Genomic DNA, 20,995 nt, shown 5'->3' on the forward strand with positions numbered 1-20,995 from the left:
TTTAATAATAAGTTATTGTATTTTTTTGCTGAATAAAATCTTTCAGATTTTCAAAATTTTGCCATAGCAAAGCTTCAAAATCCCAATGATGAAAGGACCTCATATTTTGACCTTTCCGAAATGCCTGCAGGTACATTTTTGAATATTCCGGTAAAATCAAAGTTCCTAATATGATTGCTGCCAGAAGATGGGCATTAAGTTTTCCATTTCCCAACAGCAGATATTGCATGGCAATTTCATCTTCGAAATTAGTTCCGCAACCTGTAATCAAATGATGAACATCGTGATTTTCCATTTTAGGAATCATGGTAAATCCATGACGCTTATAAAATTCCCCCAGTTTACGGCCTAAGGTATCTTCATTGAAACTAAGCAGTTGTTTTTCGTTGAACTGCCATTGTCTTTTCTTTTTCTTAAAATATCTTCTGTAAAACTTTTGAGTTTTATCATATACAAAAAGTAAAAACTGAACACGTAATTTTTTCATAGTTGATTATTTAATTAAGATTAACTCCAATAACAGTATAAAGACAGGCGATAGGGATATTGATTAATAATATTCCGATTGATTGTAAACAAGCATGAAGCTTGGCATGATATATCGACCCATAAATTAAAAGTCCGGCGATGACCAATAAATTCAAGATAGATCCAAAAATGAGCAATAAGAAGCCTCCTATCGCAAATACATCAATTCTGCTGACAAGGTATCCGAACAGGCATATATTCCCAAGCAAAAATGAAAGCCAGAAAACATATTTTCCTATATTCACAATTTCTTTATTATCCATATTATTTTAAGCTTTTGTTAAGGTAAAAACAGTAATTTCCGGACGAACCATAAACCGAACTTGATAAGAATGTCCGATTGCCCGGTTGATGTAAAGCATTCTGCCATCCTGCAAATCAATTTCTCCGGAAACATATTTCTTATTTTTAACAGGGAGTATGGGAGTGATCAAACCGGGAATCCGGCATTGTCCGCCATGGGTATGCCCGCTTAGGATCCATCCCTGATATCCGTTCCATACATCTTTATCACAAACATCAGGATTGTGGCAAAGAACCAGATTCGCTTTAGACTGATCTAAATCTTTCATAACCTTCAAGGGATCAAAATTGGGTGAGCACAGATCCTCAAATCCAATAAAGTTGATTCCATACCGGTTATTTTGCTCATTATTTAGCATTTCAATTCCGTAGCTATTTAAAATCCGACAAATACTCCTGGAGAGCTCAATGTCTTTCCACCCTGGTCCATAATCGTGATTTCCCAAAATTCCAAATGTTCCAAGGTTTCCATATACGGCTTCTTCCATTACTATTTTTAAATCGTTTTGTTCTTCCAGTGTTCCGTGATTTACAAAATCACCGGTGTACACTACAAAATCCGGATTAAATTTTTTAGCCTTATGGAAAGATTCAATAAGAAAATTCCAGTCAAATCGGTTACCTACATGCAAATCGGAAATCTGCATCAAAATTTTACCTTCAAGGTTCACCGGTAAATTTCTAATGGGAAGCTTACGTTCAACAAACTCCACCCAAAAAGGCTCTACCTGCCATGAGTATAGAGCAGGAAAGGATCCTACTACAGCGAGCTGAAAGAGCTTTTTTAAAAATGTTTTTCTTGTCATGTACTATTTTCACATATTGAATTAAAACAAAGAACTTTGAATTACAAAGTTAATTGATAAAAAAATATAGTTTTATCTGCCTATTAATTTTTCAAGAGCATCTAAATGATCAGAAAAAGCCTGTCTTCCACTCTGTGTAACCCTATAAGAGGTTTTAGGTTTTTTCCCAACAAATTCCTTCTTTATTTCTATGTATCCAGCCTTTTCCAAAGCGTTACTATGACTGGCCAAGTTACCATCAGTAATCTCCAATAATCCTTTCATTTCCGAGAAATCAACCCAATCTTTAACCATAAGAACAGACATAATGCCTAATCTTACCCGACTTTCAAATTCTTTGTTGAGCTGATTTATTTTAATCATAATCTTTGGTGGTAGGTATAGTATACAGTATTACTTTTTTAGAGCTGCAAATTTAAATCATTATTTATATTTTTTATGCATGATGAGGCCATACACTATATGTAAAAAACCAAATCCCAGCGTCCATGCTACTAATCCCCATCCTAGAAAGAAAAGGGAAACCAACCCTAGTATAATCTGGCAATAGCCCAGATATTTGACATCAGTTAAAGTATATCTCTCAGCATTCACCAGTGCTAAACCGTAAAAAATTAATGTCGCTGGGGCAATCAATGGAAAAAGGTGATGATATAAAAGACCAAGACATACCACGCCTCCTGTTATTAATGGAACAGAAAACGTTAATAGCAGACGTTTTGTCGTAGCATCCCATATTTTCAATCCTTGCTTTCTGCTTTTATTCGCTGTAAAAAAGTATCCGCTCAGTACCGCAACAAATAAGATCAAAGTTCCTATAATCACTAATTCTCTCACTAAAGAAGGATTGTAGATATTTCGATCACCATCAAAATAATCGATTCCTTCTCTCTGAAAAACAAAATACACATACACTGCACCTGCAATGGCAGCAAGTCCGGCAAAAACACCAGACAATCCACTCAATGAAATAAATCTGGAAGATCGTTCCATCATAGACCGGATGTGGGATAGATCTTCGTGGTAGTTTTTTGAATCCATATAAAGAACTTTGAAATACAAAGTTAAATATTTTTCTGAAACTTAAAAATATTTCGAAGATTATTTAAATAAAAAAACCGCTGATTATTTCAACGGTTTTTTTATTTATGAAGTAAGCCTTTACTTAACTCTTAATTTTTCTTTAATAGACTCAATATTTTTCTTTGCAGATTCTTCCAGGATGAGACTAGCACTCATATGAATCCTTTCCGGCATTAATTCATTGAAGTGTTCTGTTCCTTCCCATGATACCTTTTTAATAAGTGCAAGAGCATCACTGCTTCTGGAAGCTAATATCTGTAGAAATTTATCCAGTTTAGCATCCATTTCTTCGATATTTTCTGAAACAGAATGATAAACATTATGTTGTTCAGCCCATTCAGCAGATCTGAAATCGGCATCAATCGCCATTGCAGAGAATTGTGATTTTCCTATTTTCCTTTCAACATACGGGCCTATTACAAAAGGACCAATACCTAAATTAATTTCAGTCAAAGCCAAGGCAGAATCCTTTGTTGCAAAACAATAATCAGCTCCACAGGCAATACCTACTCCTCCACCTGTCGTTTTTCCCTGAACTCTTACCACAACTATTTTACCACAATTTCTCATCGCATTCAGTACCTTAGCAAATCCTCCAAAAAACCTTGTAGATGCATCTAATTCTTCAATAGCAAGAAGTTCATCAAAACTGGCACCGGCACAAAAAGCTTTTTCACCACTGCTTTTTACAAGAATAGCTTTTACTTCATCTTTTGCACCTTCATCTAAGATCGTTTGTGCTAATTTTTCCAGAATCGCTCCAGGAAGTGAGTTACTTTTAGGGGTCCCAAAGGTGATTTCTGCGATATTGTTTTTAAGTTCTGAGACTACAAATTCGTTCATTTTAATTTAAATTGGATTCTTACAAAAATACGAATTACAGCCTGTTAACGAAAATTTAACCACAACAAATTGACCTGCAAAATAGTGATCAGCATGTCATTCTATTTTAAGCCTATTACGTAGAAATACGGATGCATCAATTTGGTACTTTCTACTCTACTTTCGGGTCCCATTATTATTGTTCCTTTGAGATACTAAATATGCTGCTTTTTTCCTGCTACAGTGCCAGCTCTTAAAAAGCACAGAAATTAAAAAAGGAGTAAATGAAAAAGATATCTCTAAGTTCCCTGCAAGAGCATATCTAATTAAAATTCCTTTGGGATCAAATAAGATCATAAAGAAATAGCTTACGACGATAAAAACTAATAACCGTGAAAATAATATCATAAGCTATCATTGTACCGTGAAAGATTCTACTGCACAAATGGAAAATCCCTTGAGCTATTCAAGGGATTTGTTTTTTAATGCAAGTATATATTTATCAATATAGCTTTGCTTTTCTTTTAGTTTATATTGCTGTATATATCTGGGATGTTCAAGAATGGTCATTTTTTCAAAGAGATTTGCTTCTTTATTCAGTTTTGAGATAAAATCTGCATTCTTCTTTCCTAAAACAAATACTTCTGAAGTATCAAGATTTAAACTGATATGCTTTTTTAAGGATTCAATCATAAAATCTTTAACATCAGAAAATAGCTCCTTATCATCATAGTAATTGGCATTAAGCCAGCCATTTCCGGATCGTTTTACGATTGCTAAGGGAAAAGGAGAGTTTATATAAAAATCTTTGTAAAATTCAGTGGCTCCTCCATACTGTTCGATCATATCATACATGAAAACAGATGAAACCTCATGCGTACGTGCAGATTGCATTGCTATCCCACAAACACTTTCAAGTCGTTTTGTATCTGTAAATGGTACTCCAGTTACACCAGCTCCATGTCTGCTGGGATTAATTCCTACCATAAACTTTCTTTGTATGGAATCATTATAATACTTTTTATAAAACTGTTCCATAACAGCCATCGTTTCCGGATTGTCAAAATATGGATTCAACACCTCAAAATTATGTGGCAGCTTACCGTTATAATTAAGGTTTCTATTAAAGTCAATAACTTTATCAGCAAAACTAGCTCCCATCATTAGCAATCTTCTTCATCCTCCTGCTCTTCGGAAAGGGCCAGTTCAATGTCAATAAACTGAATATATAACCCGCATACCTGATTATCTTCGTCGTAAGCAAAGTATACAGGATAAGCGCCATCACCGAACCCACTGGCAAACATCGGAATTTGATAAGATGTACCTGGTATTGTCCAATTGATCCAATCCCCTAACTCCCTCTGGTTTTTGGGGTTGTTTTTATAACTCTGAGCAAAGATATCGGCAAAATAATCATCGTAAATGTTACCCACATTTTTTTGGGTAAGGAACTTATCGAAATAAGGCAATACCTCCGCATCAGTAATACAAGCAAGACCAGCGTCTACAGAAAATCCAAAATATTCTCCTTCTCCCACTCCTTCCAGTTCTTCATGTCCTATTAAAGCCTCACGATAAATTACAGGCCTTTTATCCGTAAATGAAACTTTTACCGCTGCATAGCGATTCCCCCAATCTTCAGATTTTACTACTGCTATTTGTACCGGAAAATTTCCTTTCGGAGAGTTAATAAAGTAAGGTTTTTCTGCTGCATTCAAATAGACCAAAGGATCTCTTACTATTACTTTTCCAGAAGGCATAGAAACATTTCCAACATGTATTACTTCCATTTTTTTTCCGAAAATCTCGTCTGAAGTAAAATAAGCTTCTAAATCTGTAGGACAAACCAGAAGGTCTTTCATTTCATCCCATTTTTGTAGCCAGCTTTCATTCATGATATTATTTTTTATCAATTCATTTAAAAATTAAAATTACTATTTATTTAATCCGGATCAAATGAAGACGGACTTTGAAAAACAAAAATATATACAAAATACTATTACCTACTGATTTTCAATTATTTTAATTATTTTAGTCATCGAACTTATCGTGCTGAAAATACGATATAAAAACTATTTACCCATGATCGGAATTCTTGCTGAACTTATTATTTCAGGGCTCTTGCTATGGTATATCGATAAAAAAACACTTTTTGTTTTAGGATTTAAACCCACCAGAAATAGAATTATGAACTGGACAACAGGCTTCCTGTTAGCAGCATTGGTGTGCTTACTTTATCATGTAATGAATAAGACTTTCAGCGATAACAGCTGGATATTAAATAAACATATGACCTTACAGACAATATTCACCAGCGTCTGGTGGACTTTAAGATCAGTCATATTTGAGGAACTCATTTTTAGGGGAGCATTACTTTACTTAGCCATTGAAAAATTGGGAATTAAGATCGCCTGTTATCTTTCTGCCATTTGCTTTGGTGTCTACCATTTGTTTTCTTATAATGCATTTGGAAACCCTATTCAAATGGTGATTATTTTTTTTATGACCGGAATATTTGGATTGATGCTTGCATTTGCATTTGCAAAAACAAAATCACTTTATCTTCCTTTTGGACTTCACCTGGGATGGAATATCTTTAATATTGTTATTTTCTCAAACGGACCTCTGGGACAACAGGTTTTGATTAAAGCCAATGAGCATAAGCCTGAAGGTCTCATCTCACTTTTTATATTTCTATTTCAAATCTTTGCACTTCCCATTTTGGTTTACTGGTATCTGAGATATCTAAAAAAACAAGACATCAGTACCCAAAAAAAGGAAGCTTTATAAAGCTTCCTTTTAATATTATCAGATCAATCCAAATTGTTCAAAATGATGAGTAAAATGCTTCCTATGCATCAATTCCCACATTTCTTTATTTAGTTTTCCGAACACAAAATTCAGATGTTCTGCTTGAGGATTTTCTTTGTAATAAATTGAAAATCTTTTCAGGTTTTCTATGAATGATTCTTTTGCCGCATCAAAATTTTTATGTCTTAATTCCAACAGCTTTTCATCTTCAGCCAAGTAAGGTGCCGGGAAATCCTTAGGCATTTTCCTGTGATTGTAAAGGGAATCCTGCCATTTTTCGAGCTGTTCTTCAGGAGTAAAGCATTTTTCAGCTTCAGGTTCTCCCATACTTACCAAAACGCCATGCTCAAGATGCTCAATCATTTGTTGTGGAGACATATTACCCCAGCTTGGTTTTGTACTTTGGGTCAGGCCTCCTAAAATTTTCTGAATATTTTTAATATTAAGATCAACAAAAGGAGATTTTTTTGCAACTAAAGTTAAAATAGTAGCCACACAAACCACCTCATCTCTTTGATTAATTACTTCCACTAACCATTTAACGACTCCCGATGGAATATTTCTTCCTTTGACTCCCCTGTTTATTTTTTCTTTAGCTGTCAAATAAACAGTAATTGTATCTCCAGCATATACCGGTTTAAAGAAGCTGCAATTTTCCAGACCATAGTTTGCTATTACCGGTCCTTTTTTACCTGATACAAATAGTCCGGCAGCAGCAGAAAGGATAAAGTATCCGTGAGCAACCGTCTTATCAAAAATAGTTCCCGTTAAGCTTGTAGCATCTGTATGTGCATAGAAGTGATCCCACGAAACATTGGAGAAATTCACAATATCTGCATCGGTAACTGTTCGTCCTGCTGTTTCCAGAGAATCTCCAACTTCAACATCTTCAAAGTATTTTTGAAATGGATGCTTATCTGCATATTTTTTCTCTGCCCCTTGTTGGTAAATTTTGGTGATTGCCGTCAAAATATCAGGTGACCCTTGAATAGCTGTTTTTTGTAAAAAGAAATGCAGCCCGTTTAATCCTCCCATTTCTTCTCCTCCACCTGCTCTTCCCGGTCCTCCGTGCATCAATGTAGGAAGTGGGGAACCATGTCCTGTACTCTCTTTAGCATTATCTCTGTTCAGTACATAGATTCTTCCATGTTGCGATGCCATTTTCCAAGAAGTTTCAGCTACAAATTGATCATCGTGGGAAACAATTGATCCTACTAAACTTCCTTTCCCCCTTTTCGCGAGTGCTGCGGCTTCTTCCGCATCTTTGTAAGGCATCATAGTAGAAACCGGACCAAAAGCTTCTACATCATGAGAAATATTTTTCTCGAAAGGCTTATCGTTCAGGAATAATTTAGGACTCATGAATGATCCTTTTTCATAGTCTGCATCTACAAGCTCATGTTTACCATCATAAACAAGTTCTGTTTCAGTTTTCAGAATATCTACTTTTCGGAGAACCTCATCATACTGTTGCTTTCCTACCAATGATCCCATTCTGGTTTCACGGCTTAGAGGATTTCCTATTTTAGTTTGATCCAATGCTGTTGCCAATGCATGCTGTACATCACCGATAAGGTGTTCCGGTACAATTATTCTTCTTATAGCGGTACATTTCTGGCCAGCTTTTGTTGTCATTTCATTACGAACCTCTTTGATGAATAAATCAAATTCCGGAGTTCCTGGTTTTGCATCCAGTCCCAGGATAGAACAATTCAACGAATCTGCTTCCATATTGAAACGAACTGCATTACCTGCCACGGAAGGCAATGATTTCAGTTTTCTTCCTGTATTCGCAGAACCCGTAAACAATACGGAATCTCCATCCTGAACATAATCAAGAATATTTCCGGGTTCGCCACAAACCAACTGTACAGCACCTTCCGGAAGAAAACCACTTTCAATCATGTCCTGGAATACCGCATTGGTAAGATAAGATCCAAAAGGTGACGGCTTTACAATGGACGGAACACCTGCCAACAATGAAGTAGAAAGCTTTTCCAGCATTCCCCATACCGGAAAGTTATACGCATTGATTTGTATAGATACTCCTTCACTTGGAGTAAGGATATGAGTTCCTAAATGAGTTCCGTTCGCTGAAATTTTCTGTGTATCTCCATCTACCCAGAATGGAGTATTAGGCAACATTCTTTTTGCCAACCCCGAGTAGGTAAAGAAAGTCCCAAAACCTCCTTCAATATCCACCCAGGAATCCACATGGGTAGCTCCAGTTTTATAGGATAACTCGTAGTATTTTTTCTTTCTTTCCAGCAGGTAAAGCGCCACTTTTTTCAACATTTCTCCACGGTCATAGAAAGTCATTGAAGAAAGATTTTTATATCCTACAGTTCTTCCATAATCAAGAGCCTGTTCAAAATTAAGGCCTTCAGTATCGGAAACAGCTACCTGCTCTCCTGTAACGGCATTGTACAAAGGAACCCCGTTTCCGGTCCCTTCTATCCATTGTCCGTAGATATAGTTTTTTAACTTTTCCATATAGTTTTTTACTTTTTACTTAAATTAATTAGTGAGCCCTAAGGTATTCACAGTAATGACCAAATTACTATTACGATCTAATTTTTTTAGGAACACCGATCAAGTGAAACTGATTTACTTCGGTTCCTGGTAAGGAAACATTTTCACCAATCCTTCATATAAACTTCTGTGAAGAATAGTAGCATGATTGTCTGTTTCCATCATTTTATATTCTAATGTCCAGTTTTTCTTTCCGGCTTTTTTCAAAACATCGTAGAAAGTCTCCGCATCTTTTATCATTACAGGATGTTCACCTTTTCCAACAGACAGATAAACAAACTTTTTAGTATCCGGAGATTTTGAAAGTAATTGAGATGCTTGCTTTAAAAGACTTTCATCATCCCACCATAAACTTGGACTGATAATAAAATAGTTATTGAACATTTCCGGCTTTTTCAAAAGAATTTCCGTTGCTAAAAGTCCGCCCAGAGACTGGCCAAAAAGGTATTTTTCCGTAGTTTTAAACTGGCTTTCAACATAGGGTTTTAGCTCTTTTTCCATAAATGTAATAAACTGATCAGAATGCCCTGTGGTAGGATAGTCTTTCTGCAAGTCTTTTAAATCTGTATGAAAAGTAAAATCTCTTTTTCTATCTACATTAGCAACTCCCACTACAATGGTTTCCGGCATGGAATACATCTGATTAAAGAATTGTACTAATCCCGTCACGTGAATAAAATCTTCATTTATGCTTCCATCCAACAGATAGATTACCGGATATGATTTTGTTTTGTCATATCCTTGTGGAAGATAAATATTCAATATCCTGTCTTCATTTAAGGTTTTAGACTTAATCGTCCTCACTTCTCCAATTGTAAGCGGTTTTGTAGCAACAGTTTGTGCTGACAACACACTATTCATCGTCAACATCATGCTGCATACAAGTGCAATTTTTTTAATCATATTTAATTGTATGGTTATTGTTTTATATCATCCCAGATACTGTAATCCACAATTTTCGTTGGAATCTGCTGGACATATTCTGTAAAAGGCTCACAAGGCAGAATAGCTTCTTTTCCCTCTCTTGCCAGTTCCTGATATAACTTTGTCCCTTCTGTTTTCCAATGAATCATTTCATCGGAAACATCACGAATGATTTTTGCAGGACTTCCTACAACCAGTTTCCTGGGTTCACATCTGAAATTCGCCGGTACAAAAGCCAATGCTCCGACAATACTTTCATCGCCAATATAAGCTTTGTCCATTACCACAGCGTTCATTCCGATCAGACAGTTTTTGCCGATGTGTCCGGAGTGAATAATAGCTCCATGTCCGATATGTGCAGATTCTTCTAATATCGTTTCTATATTGGGAAAAACATGCAGGGTACAGTTCTCCTGCACATTAGCTCCATCCTTGATGATAATTTTCCCCCAGTCCCCACGGATTACCGCATTGGGACCGATATATACTTCTTCACCTATTTCTACATTCCCGATAATGACTGCCTGCGGATGAATGTAAGCAGAAGGTTTTATAATGGGACGAATCCCGTGGTATGAATAGATATTCATCTTTTTTTAATTTGAAAATCTGAGAATGCGATAATTTGAAAATTAGAAATGTCTTTAAGCATTTTCAAATTCTCAAATTAACTCACTTCCAAATTAATTATACTTTTTCAATTACCATCGCATATCCTTGTCCTACACCTATACAAAGGGTACACAACGCATATTTCTTATCCTGTTTATGAAGCTCCATTGCTGCAGAACCTACGATTCTTGCTCCTGAAACTCCCAGTGGATGGCCTATTGCAATGGCACCTCCATTTGGATTTACTCTTTCATCATCATCTTTCAACCCTAAACTTCTAGTTACGGCCAGTGCCTGTGCTGCAAATGCTTCATTCAACTCGATGATATCCATATCTTCAAGAGAAAGGTTTAATCTTTTCAGTAGTTTTTGAGTTGCTTCTACCGGTCCTATTCCCATGATTCTTGGTTCAACACCTGCTACTGCGGATCCTAAAATCTTTGCTTTTGGCTTAAGACCATACTTTTTAACCGCTTCTTCACTCGCTAAAATTAAAGCAGCAGCTCCGTCATTCATTCCCGAAGCGTTTCCTGCTGTAACTGTTCCTTCTTTTCTGAAAGCCGGACGAAGTTTTGCCAATCCCTCCATAGATGAAGAAGGTTTAATAAATTCGTCTTTTTCGAAAATGATTGGATCACCTTTTCTCTGAGGAATTTCAACTTTTACAATTTCTTCTGCCAGTCTTCCGCTTTCCTGAGCTCTTGTTGCTTTCTGCTGAGACCAAAGGGCAAATTTATCCTGATCTTCTCTATTGATCTGATGTATATCTGCTAAATTTTCGGCAGTTTCTCCCATTCCATCAACACCATATAGTTCTTTCATTTTAGGGTTGATAAAACGCCATCCGAAAGTAGTATCAAACATCTGGCTGTCTCTTCCGAAAGCAGCACTTGGTTTTGACATCACATACGGTGAACGGGTCATATGCTCTACTCCTCCTGCAATATAAATTTCTCCTTCTCCAGCAGCTATTGAACGAAAAGCGTTTGCCACGGCGGACATTCCGGAAGCGCATAGTCTGTTGACAGTTTCTCCTCCGATTTTATAAGGAAGACCAGCCAGTAAAAGACCCATCCTTGCAACATTTCTATTATCTTCACCCGCCTGATTAGCACACCCGAAAATAACGTCTTCAATTTCTTCTACCGGAACTTCGGGATTTCTTGCAACAATTTCTTTGATAACAATTGATGCCAAATCATCAGCTCTTACTTCTGATAATCCTCCCTGTAATTTTGAAATAGGAGTTCTGATATAATCTACAATGTATACGTTGTTCATTTTTTATTTAGATTTTGAGATACCAGACAAAAAGATTTCACTCGTTTTTAATCAGATATCTGAGTCTTATGTCTGATTTTATAATTCTGTTACTTTTTTTCCGATCTTATATACTGTTCCTACAAATTTTGCAATAAGCTCTTCATTTTGATTGGTGATCTGAATATCATAAACAGCAGTTTTCCGGGTATCGTTAACCAGCTTACTTTCTGCCCTAAAGATATCACCCTCTTTTCCTGCTTTAGTAAAATTGATGATACAATTTAACGCAACTGCAGCGTCCCCGGAATTATTTGATGAAAAGGCCAGTGCAGAATCTGCAAAAGCAAACGTCACCCCTCCATGGACCGTCTTAAGTCCGTTAATCATATCTTTTTTAATAGGCATTTCTATTAGACAATAATTTTCTTTCACCTCAATCATTCTGATATTCATCCATTGGGAAAAATAATCCTGACCGAGCATATAATCTGCAATTTGTTTTGGATTCATTTTTAGTTTATACTTGTTATTTCTTCATATAATTCTTCAACCAATACATCATAAATCCCCATAGTTTTACCTAGAATCATATGTTCATATGAAAAGTCTTCGGAAGGATACGAAGCATTCAGATCGAAATTATTTTCATCAGCTATCCTCTTGATCGCCTCCTTATATTTATCATTAAATTTCCCCAGCAATTCCAACCTTTCCTGATCATCTTTGATCAAAGAACATTCCCGGACCAGGTATTCTTTTTCCATCAAAAGCCTCTGCTTTAATTCTGCTCCGAAAATATCTAAATCCATTATAATAGTTTTATCCTTCAAATTAAGCAAGCTTATTTAATAAAGGGCTTTGTCGGTATCTTTCTTCCTGATATTCGTTATAAAGGTTCTGCAGGGTTTCCGAGATTTTTGTATATCCTATTTCTCTCCCCCAGCTTAATAAACCTTTCGGATAGTTGACTCCTTTTTGCATTGCCAGCTCGATGTCTTCATCATTCGCTACACCTAATCTTTTAGCTTCTACAGCTTCATTGATCAGCATGGAGATGATTCTTAAGAAGATCTGCTCATACAACGCATCATCTTTTCGAGCAATCGGTTTCTGAGCTCCTTCACTATAATCAAAAAAACCTTTTCCGGTCTTTCTTCCATGAAGTTTTGCTTCAGACATACGTTGCTGTAACAAGGAAGGTTTATATTTCGGATCATTAAAATAATCCTTATAAACAGTTGTTGTAACTGAAAAATTAACATCAACTCCAATGAGATCCATTAATTCAAAAGGTCCCATTTTAAAGTTTCCTAAGGTCCTCATGGCATCGTCTACCTGCTCTGGTGTAGCAATATTTTCTTCAACGATTCTCAATCCTTCACCATAGAAAGGACGTGCAATTCTGTTAACAATAAATCCTGGAATATCTTTAGCAATAACCGGAACCTTTCCCCAATCTTTCATGAGGTGATACATTTTCTCTGCTAAAGACTTCTCTGTTAATAACGAAGGAATAATTTCAACTAAAGGCATCAGAGGTGCAGGGTTGAAAAAGTGGATTCCGATAAAACGTTCAGGATATTTCAATTCTGCGCCAAGAGATGTGATAGAAATGGACGATGTATTGGAACCTATAATACAGTTTTCGGAAACATGATTTTCCAGTTCTGCGAAAACTTTAGTTTTAATTTCTTTGTTTTCAATGATTGCTTCAATGACTAATTCACAGTCTTTGAAATCTTTCAGTTCTGTAGCGATAGAGACATTAGCCAGAATTTCGGTCATTTTTTCAGCTGAAATCTTCTGTTTATCTACTAGTTTGGTTAATGTTTTTTCCAAACCTAGCGTTGCCGTTTCTACCTGTTTTGAGTTGGCATCATATACCCAAACTTTACAGCTATTTGTTGCTGCTACTTGTGCGATGCCTATTCCCATAGTTCCGGCACCGATAATTCCTACATTCATATTTTAAATTTGAAAATTTGAAAATGAGCTAATTTGAAAATTACTTAAGCTTTTGAACTTGAAATAATTTTAGATAAGATTAACACAATCTCTTTTAAATCTGATCGTATTTTTTCATCCGGAGATTTTAAATATTGAGATTGAGAACATAACAAGAGCCAATACTCTGTTTCTTCAGCTTCTTTAGCAGCGATTTTTAATTTATGAATAAAATCGGCCTTGCTTTCTGCATTTTGAGCTTCTCTAACATTAGCCCCAATTGAAGTTCCTGATTTAAAAATCTGGTTTGCCAATGGAAATCTGTTAGCCTTATATAGTTCTTCAGAAAATTCAATAATGTTCAATGCAAAGTCAAAAGTCTTATTTACAATGATATTTTCTTTGTCATCTCTCATTTTCAAATTTTCAAATTAGCCCATTCTCAAATTAATTATCTTCCCTTATAATCAGGTTTTCTTTTTTGTAAAAAGGCGTTTACACCTTCTATGAAATCTTCTGTTTCTGCAGCTTCCTGTTGCAGGTCGCCTTCTAACTCCAGTTGCTCTTTGAGTGTATTGTTGTACGACTGAGCAAATGCTTTTTTAGTAAGTTTTATAGCAGCGGTAGGCATATTGGCCATTTTCTCCAGAATTTCCATTGATTTTGGAATAAATTCCTCTTCGTTGAAAACTTCAGCTACCAAACCGTAAGCTTTTGACTCTTCTGCTGACAATCTTTTTCCTGTAAATGCAAGGTAATTGGCTAATTGTCTTCCCAATAGTTTTGGAAGGAAATAAGTTCCTCCCGTATCAGGGATCAACCCGATATTTGAAAAAGCCTGTGCAAAATAAGATTTGTCAACTGCTAATACGAAATCACAGATCAAGGCAAGCATGGCACCTGCTCCAACTGCCGGGCCATTTACCAGTGCAACCACAGGTTTTCTGCAATGTGTGATTTCTGTAACCAATGGATTGTAATAATCCACTACTATTTTTCTAATGATATCATGATCATGGTGTTCATTTCCCTGTACAAAAGCATCATCTAAATTCTGTCCTGAGCAAAATGCTCTTCCTCTTCCGGAAATCGCCACACATCTTACCGTTTCATCTTCATTACAGGATTTTATAAAATCTTTCAAATCTGCCAAAGAAGGTTTTGTTAATGCGTTTAATGATTCAGGTTGATTCAGGTAGGCAATTTTGAGTTTTCCATCAAAATGAGTCTCGATATCAAGTTGTGTATACATAGTTTTTAAATTTATTATTTAACAATGCTCTAATTTAACAATATAAATTAATGTAACCATCTACCAGCTTAGTAATCCGGCAGTAGCTTCGTTATGCTTTACATAGCCATATGCCTTAAATATAACAAGTACATTAATTTATCAATGGCATTTAAAATAATCAAAAGGTTCTAAACAGTCCAGACATTGGTATGATGCTTTGCATAATGTAGATCCAAATCTGCTGATCTGCTTAGAATGCATAGAACCACAGCGTGGACATTTTTTAGGTTTCCCTATATGGTGCTCATCTGCCCCTTTCTCCGGAGGAGTAATTCCATATTCACGGAGTTTTTCTCTTGCTTCATCTGTTAGCCAATCCGTTGTCCAAATTGGAAACATTTTGGTAACAACCTTTGCATCCCACCCGTTTTCCTTCATGATTTTCATGATATCTTCCTCAATGGTAAACATAGCGGGGCACGCAGAATAAGTAGGCGTAATTATTACCTCGCAAGAACTCTCGCTGGTAGCTTTTGCCTCTCTTACAATACCTAATTCCACAATATTGATTACCGGAATTTCCGGATCAGGAACCTGGGATAATATGTTTAATAATTGGTTCATTACTTATTAATCATTTGCCTATTTGAAAATCCATTATAAAATTGTTTAATTTTTAAATGGGGGTATATTTTCAAATAAATCTTATTTTACTACCAGGTACACCCCGGATATGCTCTCTGCATATATTGTAATTCACAAAGAATATATCCGAAATACTCGGTATGGTAACCTGTTCTTGACTTTGGCTGCATAAAATGATCCGTTGGATATTCTAGTCCAAAATCAGCAAAATCTTTTTCTGTAACAGCAATAAACTGCTCATAAAGGGCATCAACATCAGGTACAATATTAAGAGTGATCAGATCATCTTCGCCTTCCACCTTTGCAAACAGACCTTTTGTGTATTCCCAGATATTTTCAATTGCTTTTATCAGACGTACTTTACTTTCTTCTGTTCCCTGTGCAAAAATTTTCATCCAGGATGAAGCATGAGTATAGTGATATTTAACCTCTTTTAAAGATTTTTGGGCAAGCGCGGATAAGTCTTCATCTGAAGAATTTGATAAAGCTTCATACATTAATTTCTGATAGATAGAAAAAACATACACTTTAAGAATTGTCTGGGCATAATCTTCATTAGGGAGCTCTACCCAATGAGCATTGATGTATTCATGTTCATATCTCAAAAATGCCAGATCATCCTCGCTTTTACCATTATCAGCTACTCTTGAAGCATACTGATAAAAGTTATTCGCTTGTCCAAGTTCATCAAGAGCAATGTTGGTCAATGCAATATCTTCTTCCAGATAAGGACCTTCACCGCACCACTCGGATAGTCCCTGCCCCATGATGAAACTATCATCCGCGAATTTTAATAAATAATTATATAATGGATTCATTTTTTGATGGATTTCAGATTCAGATTTCAGATTTCAGATATTTAATTTTCATATCTGAAGTCTCATATACTGAAGTCTTTATTAATTACATATTTTTTACATCATTAGGAATGTCATAGAAGGTTGGATGGCGGTATAATTTATCATCTGCCGGATCAAAAAATGATTCCTGATCCATACCTTCTGAACTTACAATATATTTGCTGGGAACAACCCAAACGCATGTTCCTTCTTTTCTCCTGGTATAAACGTCTCTTGCATTCTGAAGAGCCATTTCTGCGGTTGGTGCCTGCACTGTTCCTGCATGTTTGTGGGATAATCCCGGTTTAGTCTGAATAAACACTTCCCACATATCTAAATTTGCCATAGTCAATTATAAATTTGAAAATTTGAGAATTTGAAAATGTGTTAATTAATTTTCAATCAGTACATTTTCAAATCATCACCTTATATCACTTCTTTTTGTTGTTTCTCCGCAAAAGCTGCTGCAGCTTCTTTCACCCAAAGGTTTTCCTGCTGTGCCTTTACTTTAGTTTGTAATCTTTTCTTATTACATGGTCCGTTTCCTTTCAGAATGGTCATAAATTCATCCCATGGAAGTTCTCCAAAATCATAATGCCCCCTCTCCTCGTTCCACTTCAGATCTTTATCCGGAATCGTTAATCCTAAAAACTCAGCCTGGGAAACAGTAACGTCAATAAACCTTTGACGAAGGCTATCGTTACTTTCTCGTTTTACTCTATAGTTCATAGAGATCTTCGAATTTGGTGAGCTGTCATCATTAGGTCCAAACATCATCAGAGCCGGCCACCAAAAACGATCTAACGCTGCCTGAGCCATTTCTTTCTGTTGTTTTGTTCCTCGGCAAAGTGCCATTAAAATCTCATACCCTTGTCTCTGATGGAAAGATTCTTCCTTGCAGATTCTTACCATTGCTCTGGAATAAGGTCCGTAAGAGTTACCCATCAGCATTACCTGGTTCATAATTGCAGCGCCATCAACCAGCCAGCCAATAGCTCCAATATCTGCCCAGCTCAGTGTAGGATAATTAAAGATACTTGAGTATTTAGCCTTTCCTTCCAACATATCTTCATAAGTAGCATCTCTGTCTGCCCTGATTGTTCCGTTTCCTAAAGTTTCAGTTGCAGCATAAAGATATAACCCGTGCCCTGCCTCATCCTGAACCTTAGCCAAAAGAGCCATTTTTCTTCTCAAAGAAGGAGCTCTGGAAATCCAGTTAGCTTCCGGTAGCATTCCTACAATCTCGGAATGGGCATGTTGTGAAATCTGACGAACCAATAATTTCCTGTAATCATCAGGCATAATATCCTTGGGCTCTACTTTATTTTCTTCGTGAACGTATTGAACAAATTTTTCTAAGTCCATTTCTTTTGTCTTTTGTAAAATGTAAAACGTATTAATGTATTCATGAATACTTTTTACATTTAATCGTTAATACAATTTAAACATCATAATTAAGCATCACCACATTGGTTGTCGGGTGACATTGACATGTCAGAACGTAACCTCTGGCTACTTCTTCTTCGGTAAGTGCAAAGTTTTTTTCCATGAAGACTTCTCCTTCCAAAACCTCTGCTTTACACGTACAGCAAACCCCTCCTTTACAAGCAAAAGGAACAGGCAACTGATCTTTTAATGCTTTATCTAAGATACTCTCTTTTTTAGAATTAAGATGGAAGGAATATTCATCGTCGTCAATGATCACCGTTACCATACTTTCTATATTGGCGATAGCTTTGAATTCATCACTCATTTCCTCAGAATTTTCTTCATCCGGAGCTGTGAAATATTCAAATAAAACCTGAATAGCAGGTACCTTTTTTTCTTTTTTCAGATAATCAGCAATACCTTTGATCATTTCTGCAGGACCACAAATGAAATAGGTAGCTTCTTTAACATCTATATCGGTATATCTTTCAAATAAATGATTCAGTTTTTCCGGAGAGATTCTTCCTTCAAAAATAGGATCTTCATGCTTTTCACGACTTACCAGATATACTACATTCAGCCTTCCTTTGAAGTGCTCAACCAGTTTATCGATCTCCGCTTTCTTCATCACATGATTCATGCTTCTGTTGCTGTAAAATAAATATGCCTTACTATTAGGCTCCTGGTAAAGACTTTCCTTGATATTGGAAAGAACCGGACTGATTCCACTTCCTGCAGCCAGACCAACATATGTTTTGGTATTCGATGGGTGATAGGTGGTATTGAAACCTCCCATAGGTGGCATTACCTCAAGCACCTCATCCATATGAAGATGTTCATTAAAATATCCTGAAACCTTTCCACCTTCTAAAAGTTTGACCAATACTTCCAATGTATTGCTTTTTTCACTTGGAGCATTGCAGATAGAATAAGAACGTCTCTCCTCATTTCCGTCGATCATCATCCGGAAGTTAAGGTATTGCCCCTGCTTGAATCTGAATTTATCTTTTAGTTCATCAGGAATTTCCACTGCTACATTCACAGCGTCATCGGTATCTTTCTGAACTTTTACCGTTTTTAGTTTATAAAATGAATTCATTTTTTCTTTAGTATTCTATTAATTTTTCCACCTTCGCATTTAGGTAAGCTATCCTGAGTGTGGATTTTCACTTTTGTGGTTATTCCTACCCGTTTCTTTATTTCGTTTTCAATATTTTTTCCAAAATTTCCGACAAAAATAAGATAATCATCGGTATTTATTTCAAGTTGATGAGATTTAATAAAATCATTATCTATTTCCAGGTCAATGTCTAAAGCAACGCACATTTGCTCCTTTTCGATAGGTGTAAGATAGTAATTTGGTACGACTCCTTCTACATGTGAAAAAGCTTCTTCAATCTGGCTTGGATAAACATTTACCCCTCTTACAATCAGCATATCATCAGCTCTTCCGATAAGAGGTCTCATTTTTACCATCGTTCTTTTTCCACTCTCATCATAGTAAAGACTTGTAATGTCATTTGTCCAATATCTTAGAAGTGGCATCGCTTTTTTCGTCAAAGTGGTAATCACCAGTACGCCTTCTTCTCCAAATGGAACCGGTTGTTTTGTATTCGGATCCAAAATTTCGGGATAAAAATGATCTTCCCAGATATAGGAACCACCTTTTTCTTCGAAATCCTCCATCGATACTCCGGGTCCGATAATCTCACTTAATCCATAAATATTAGTCGCATGAACCCCCAGCCTCTCTTCAATGTGATGTCTGATGATTTCTGTCCATGGTTCAGAACCCAACACAGCATACTTTAAACTGATTTCATCAGCAGAAATTCCTCTTTTAGCAAATTCATCAGCTATTGTTAAAGCATACGAAGGTGAGCAACAAATTACTTCAGGCTTAAAATCCATTATCAAATCCACTTGTCTCGTTGTCATTCCCCCCGAAATAGGAAGAACACTCATTCCAAGCTTTTCAGCTCCATAATGCAGACCTAATCCGCCGGTAAAAATTCCATAACCGTATGCATTATGCAATTGCATCCCAGGTTGGGCTCCTGCTGCGTTCAAAGACCTTGCAACCACCTCGCTGAAAAGATCAACATCTTCCTTCGTGTATCCTACTACCGTTGGTTTTCCTGTAGTTCCACTTGAACAATGTATTCTCTGTAATTCATTCTTCGGAACCGTAAATAATCCAAATGGATAGTGATCCCGCAAATCCTGTTTATAAGTAATGGGTAATTTCGAAATATCTTCAATCGACCTTATTTCCTGAGGTGATATTCCCGCTTCATTAAATTTTCTTTTATAAAAATCTGATCTTTCCTCAAGATAACCTACAAGATCTACCAATCTTTTGGACTGGAGCTCCCTAAGCTGGTCGAGCTCTAAATATTCAACTGAAAAATCCATAAAACTAACTAACATTTGTTAGGTGTAAATTTAAAAAGATTTTGGAAGCTGACAAAATTTTTATGATTTTAATCATATTTTGAATGATTCTAAATAACCAGAACGGTAATTTTTTTATCTCTTTTGATTTCCAAGCAGTCCAAAGAGTATCTTATTCCTGATTTCATCAGTGATCTCTACATTTGATCCTGTGTTTCTTTTGAACCAGAAATAAGAATTATTGAGTGTATGAAGAATAAACCTTGTAGTAAAGGATGGGGATTTTAATTCCCAATTTTCGGCCTTATAGATCCCGGAAATTAATTGTTCGACTTCCTGTTGATATTTTTTCCTCAACTCAACAAATTCAGGAAGCCTTTCCTCAAGATGTTTCCATTCGTTGGAATAAATATGAGTAACATCGGGATTTTTGAGAACAACAGATAAGTGTTTATCAATAAATAAATTCAGCTTATCACTGGGTTTGATATCTGTGTTCAATACTTCCTGAAGCTCAACAAAGAAATCCTGAGCAATACCAAAGCAAATCCATTCAAGGATTTCTTCCTTAGAACGTATATGTGCATAGAGAGAGGCAGCTTTTATATTCAATTGAGTTGCCAGATCTCTTACAGAACTTCCCATATAGCCTTTCTCTTTGAAAAGCTGAACGGCTTCGTCTAATATTTTCTTTTGTTTTTCTTTAAGCTCCATCAGTAGATTGCAAAAGTAACTTTTTTGATCCAAACTGTTGTTTTTTGCCTCATAAAAGTTTTACATACCTCTTTTAATCTGATTTCAAAATAAAAAAGAATGTCAAAATT

Annotated in this window: 25 protein-coding genes; 1 reads left to right on the forward strand and 24 read right to left on the reverse strand. The window is 36.1% G+C overall.

Features of this window, described 5'->3' with window-relative positions; genetic code table 11:
* Position 1: 1 nt before the first annotated feature.
* From AC0INN_RS21255 to AC0INN_RS21290, 8 genes are all read right to left on the reverse strand, one after another.
* Complete coding sequence (locus tag AC0INN_RS21255; RefSeq protein WP_172284268.1) at positions 2-487, reverse strand: Coq4 family protein; 486 nt, start codon at positions 485-487, stop codon at positions 2-4.
* A gap of 10 nt (positions 488-497) precedes the next feature.
* Positions 498-791, reverse strand: a complete 294-nt coding sequence (locus AC0INN_RS21260) for a hypothetical protein (RefSeq protein WP_273650636.1) — start codon at positions 789-791, stop codon at positions 498-500.
* A gap of 6 nt (positions 792-797) precedes the next feature.
* The gene (locus AC0INN_RS21265; RefSeq protein ID WP_273650635.1) at positions 798-1,637 is read right to left on the reverse strand and encodes a metallophosphoesterase; all 840 of its coding nucleotides are present in this window, start codon (positions 1,635-1,637) and stop codon (positions 798-800) included.
* Between the two features lie 72 nt (positions 1,638-1,709).
* Positions 1,710-2,000 carry a winged helix-turn-helix domain-containing protein gene (locus tag AC0INN_RS21270; protein WP_306615005.1) on the reverse strand — a complete coding sequence of 97 codons (291 nt, stop codon included), beginning with the start codon at positions 1,998-2,000 and terminating at the stop codon, positions 1,710-1,712.
* A gap of 60 nt (positions 2,001-2,060) precedes the next feature.
* A complete protein-coding gene (locus AC0INN_RS21275; RefSeq protein ID WP_273650633.1) occupies positions 2,061-2,678 on the reverse strand; it encodes a hypothetical protein in 618 nt (205 codons plus the stop codon).
* A 120-nt stretch (positions 2,679-2,798) separates the two neighbouring features.
* Positions 2,799-3,563 carry an enoyl-CoA hydratase/isomerase family protein gene (locus AC0INN_RS21280; RefSeq protein ID WP_172284276.1) on the reverse strand — a complete coding sequence of 255 codons (765 nt, stop codon included), beginning with the start codon at positions 3,561-3,563 and terminating at the stop codon, positions 2,799-2,801.
* A gap of 441 nt (positions 3,564-4,004) precedes the next feature.
* Positions 4,005-4,703: an SMUG2 DNA glycosylase family protein gene (locus tag AC0INN_RS21285; protein WP_172284662.1), complete on the reverse strand. Its 699-nt coding sequence runs from the start codon at positions 4,701-4,703 to the stop codon at positions 4,005-4,007.
* Between the two features lie 2 nt (positions 4,704-4,705).
* The gene (locus tag AC0INN_RS21290) at positions 4,706-5,440 is read right to left on the reverse strand and encodes a DUF4241 domain-containing protein (protein WP_273650632.1); all 735 of its coding nucleotides are present in this window, start codon (positions 5,438-5,440) and stop codon (positions 4,706-4,708) included.
* A 187-nt stretch (positions 5,441-5,627) separates the two neighbouring features.
* Here AC0INN_RS21290 and AC0INN_RS21295 point away from each other — a divergent pair, with 187 nt between their 5' ends.
* Entirely contained in the window at positions 5,628-6,335 is a 708-nt protein-coding gene (locus tag AC0INN_RS21295; protein ID WP_273650631.1) for a CPBP family intramembrane glutamic endopeptidase, read from the forward strand.
* Positions 6,336-6,353: 18 nt separating this feature from the next.
* Here AC0INN_RS21295 and paaZ read toward each other — a convergent pair whose 3' ends face one another.
* The 16 genes from paaZ to AC0INN_RS21375 all read right to left on the reverse strand — a co-directional run bounded on the left by paaZ (position 6,354) and on the right by AC0INN_RS21375 (position 20,918).
* On the reverse strand, positions 6,354-8,849 hold the full coding sequence (gene paaZ / locus AC0INN_RS21300) for a phenylacetic acid degradation bifunctional protein PaaZ (RefSeq protein ID WP_273650630.1): 2,496 nt from the start codon (positions 8,847-8,849) through the stop codon (positions 6,354-6,356).
* Between the two features lie 114 nt (positions 8,850-8,963).
* The gene (locus AC0INN_RS21305; protein ID WP_273650629.1) at positions 8,964-9,791 is read right to left on the reverse strand and encodes an alpha/beta hydrolase; all 828 of its coding nucleotides are present in this window, start codon (positions 9,789-9,791) and stop codon (positions 8,964-8,966) included.
* Positions 9,792-9,805: 14 nt separating this feature from the next.
* Entirely contained in the window at positions 9,806-10,402 is a 597-nt protein-coding gene (locus AC0INN_RS21310; RefSeq protein WP_172284286.1) for an acyltransferase, read from the reverse strand.
* Between the two features lie 97 nt (positions 10,403-10,499).
* On the reverse strand, positions 10,500-11,705 hold the full coding sequence (gene pcaF / locus AC0INN_RS21315) for a 3-oxoadipyl-CoA thiolase (RefSeq protein ID WP_273650628.1): 1,206 nt from the start codon (positions 11,703-11,705) through the stop codon (positions 10,500-10,502).
* Between the two features lie 78 nt (positions 11,706-11,783).
* Positions 11,784-12,197 (reverse strand): PaaI family thioesterase, encoded by a 414-nt coding sequence (locus AC0INN_RS21320; RefSeq protein ID WP_172284290.1) that lies wholly within the window; start codon positions 12,195-12,197, stop codon positions 11,784-11,786.
* Positions 12,198-12,199: 2 nt separating this feature from the next.
* The gene (locus tag AC0INN_RS21325; RefSeq protein WP_273650627.1) at positions 12,200-12,496 is read right to left on the reverse strand and encodes a hypothetical protein; all 297 of its coding nucleotides are present in this window, start codon (positions 12,494-12,496) and stop codon (positions 12,200-12,202) included.
* A 22-nt stretch (positions 12,497-12,518) separates the two neighbouring features.
* Positions 12,519-13,652: a 3-hydroxyacyl-CoA dehydrogenase NAD-binding domain-containing protein gene (locus AC0INN_RS21330; RefSeq protein ID WP_306615012.1), complete on the reverse strand. Its 1,134-nt coding sequence runs from the start codon at positions 13,650-13,652 to the stop codon at positions 12,519-12,521.
* Positions 13,653-13,696: 44 nt separating this feature from the next.
* Positions 13,697-14,047 carry a four helix bundle protein gene (locus AC0INN_RS21335; RefSeq protein ID WP_172284295.1) on the reverse strand — a complete coding sequence of 117 codons (351 nt, stop codon included), beginning with the start codon at positions 14,045-14,047 and terminating at the stop codon, positions 13,697-13,699.
* A gap of 35 nt (positions 14,048-14,082) precedes the next feature.
* Complete coding sequence (locus tag AC0INN_RS21340; RefSeq protein WP_172284297.1) at positions 14,083-14,883, reverse strand: enoyl-CoA hydratase/isomerase family protein; 801 nt, start codon at positions 14,881-14,883, stop codon at positions 14,083-14,085.
* 141 nt (positions 14,884-15,024) lie between these two features.
* The gene (gene paaD / locus AC0INN_RS21345; RefSeq protein WP_273650625.1) at positions 15,025-15,489 is read right to left on the reverse strand and encodes a 1,2-phenylacetyl-CoA epoxidase subunit PaaD; all 465 of its coding nucleotides are present in this window, start codon (positions 15,487-15,489) and stop codon (positions 15,025-15,027) included.
* A gap of 89 nt (positions 15,490-15,578) precedes the next feature.
* Positions 15,579-16,340 carry a 1,2-phenylacetyl-CoA epoxidase subunit PaaC gene (gene paaC, locus AC0INN_RS21350; RefSeq protein WP_306615073.1) on the reverse strand — a complete coding sequence of 254 codons (762 nt, stop codon included), beginning with the start codon at positions 16,338-16,340 and terminating at the stop codon, positions 15,579-15,581.
* 73 nt (positions 16,341-16,413) lie between these two features.
* Entirely contained in the window at positions 16,414-16,695 is a 282-nt protein-coding gene (paaB, locus tag AC0INN_RS21355; protein WP_172284303.1) for a 1,2-phenylacetyl-CoA epoxidase subunit PaaB, read from the reverse strand.
* Between the two features lie 80 nt (positions 16,696-16,775).
* Complete coding sequence (paaA, locus tag AC0INN_RS21360; protein ID WP_172284304.1) at positions 16,776-17,714, reverse strand: 1,2-phenylacetyl-CoA epoxidase subunit PaaA; 939 nt, start codon at positions 17,712-17,714, stop codon at positions 16,776-16,778.
* A gap of 76 nt (positions 17,715-17,790) precedes the next feature.
* Complete coding sequence (locus tag AC0INN_RS21365) at positions 17,791-18,876, reverse strand: 2Fe-2S iron-sulfur cluster-binding protein (RefSeq protein ID WP_306615016.1); 1,086 nt, start codon at positions 18,874-18,876, stop codon at positions 17,791-17,793.
* Entirely contained in the window at positions 18,873-20,192 is a 1,320-nt protein-coding gene (locus tag AC0INN_RS21370; RefSeq protein WP_172284306.1) for a phenylacetate--CoA ligase family protein, read from the reverse strand. Before AC0INN_RS21370 ends, AC0INN_RS21365 begins: the two co-directional genes overlap by 4 nt.
* Before the next feature lie 114 nt (positions 20,193-20,306).
* Positions 20,307-20,918 carry a TetR/AcrR family transcriptional regulator gene (locus tag AC0INN_RS21375; protein ID WP_228457057.1) on the reverse strand — a complete coding sequence of 204 codons (612 nt, stop codon included), beginning with the start codon at positions 20,916-20,918 and terminating at the stop codon, positions 20,307-20,309.
* Positions 20,919-20,995: the final 77 nt, after the last annotated feature.

It is taken from the genome of Chryseobacterium subflavum, assembly GCF_055762745.1.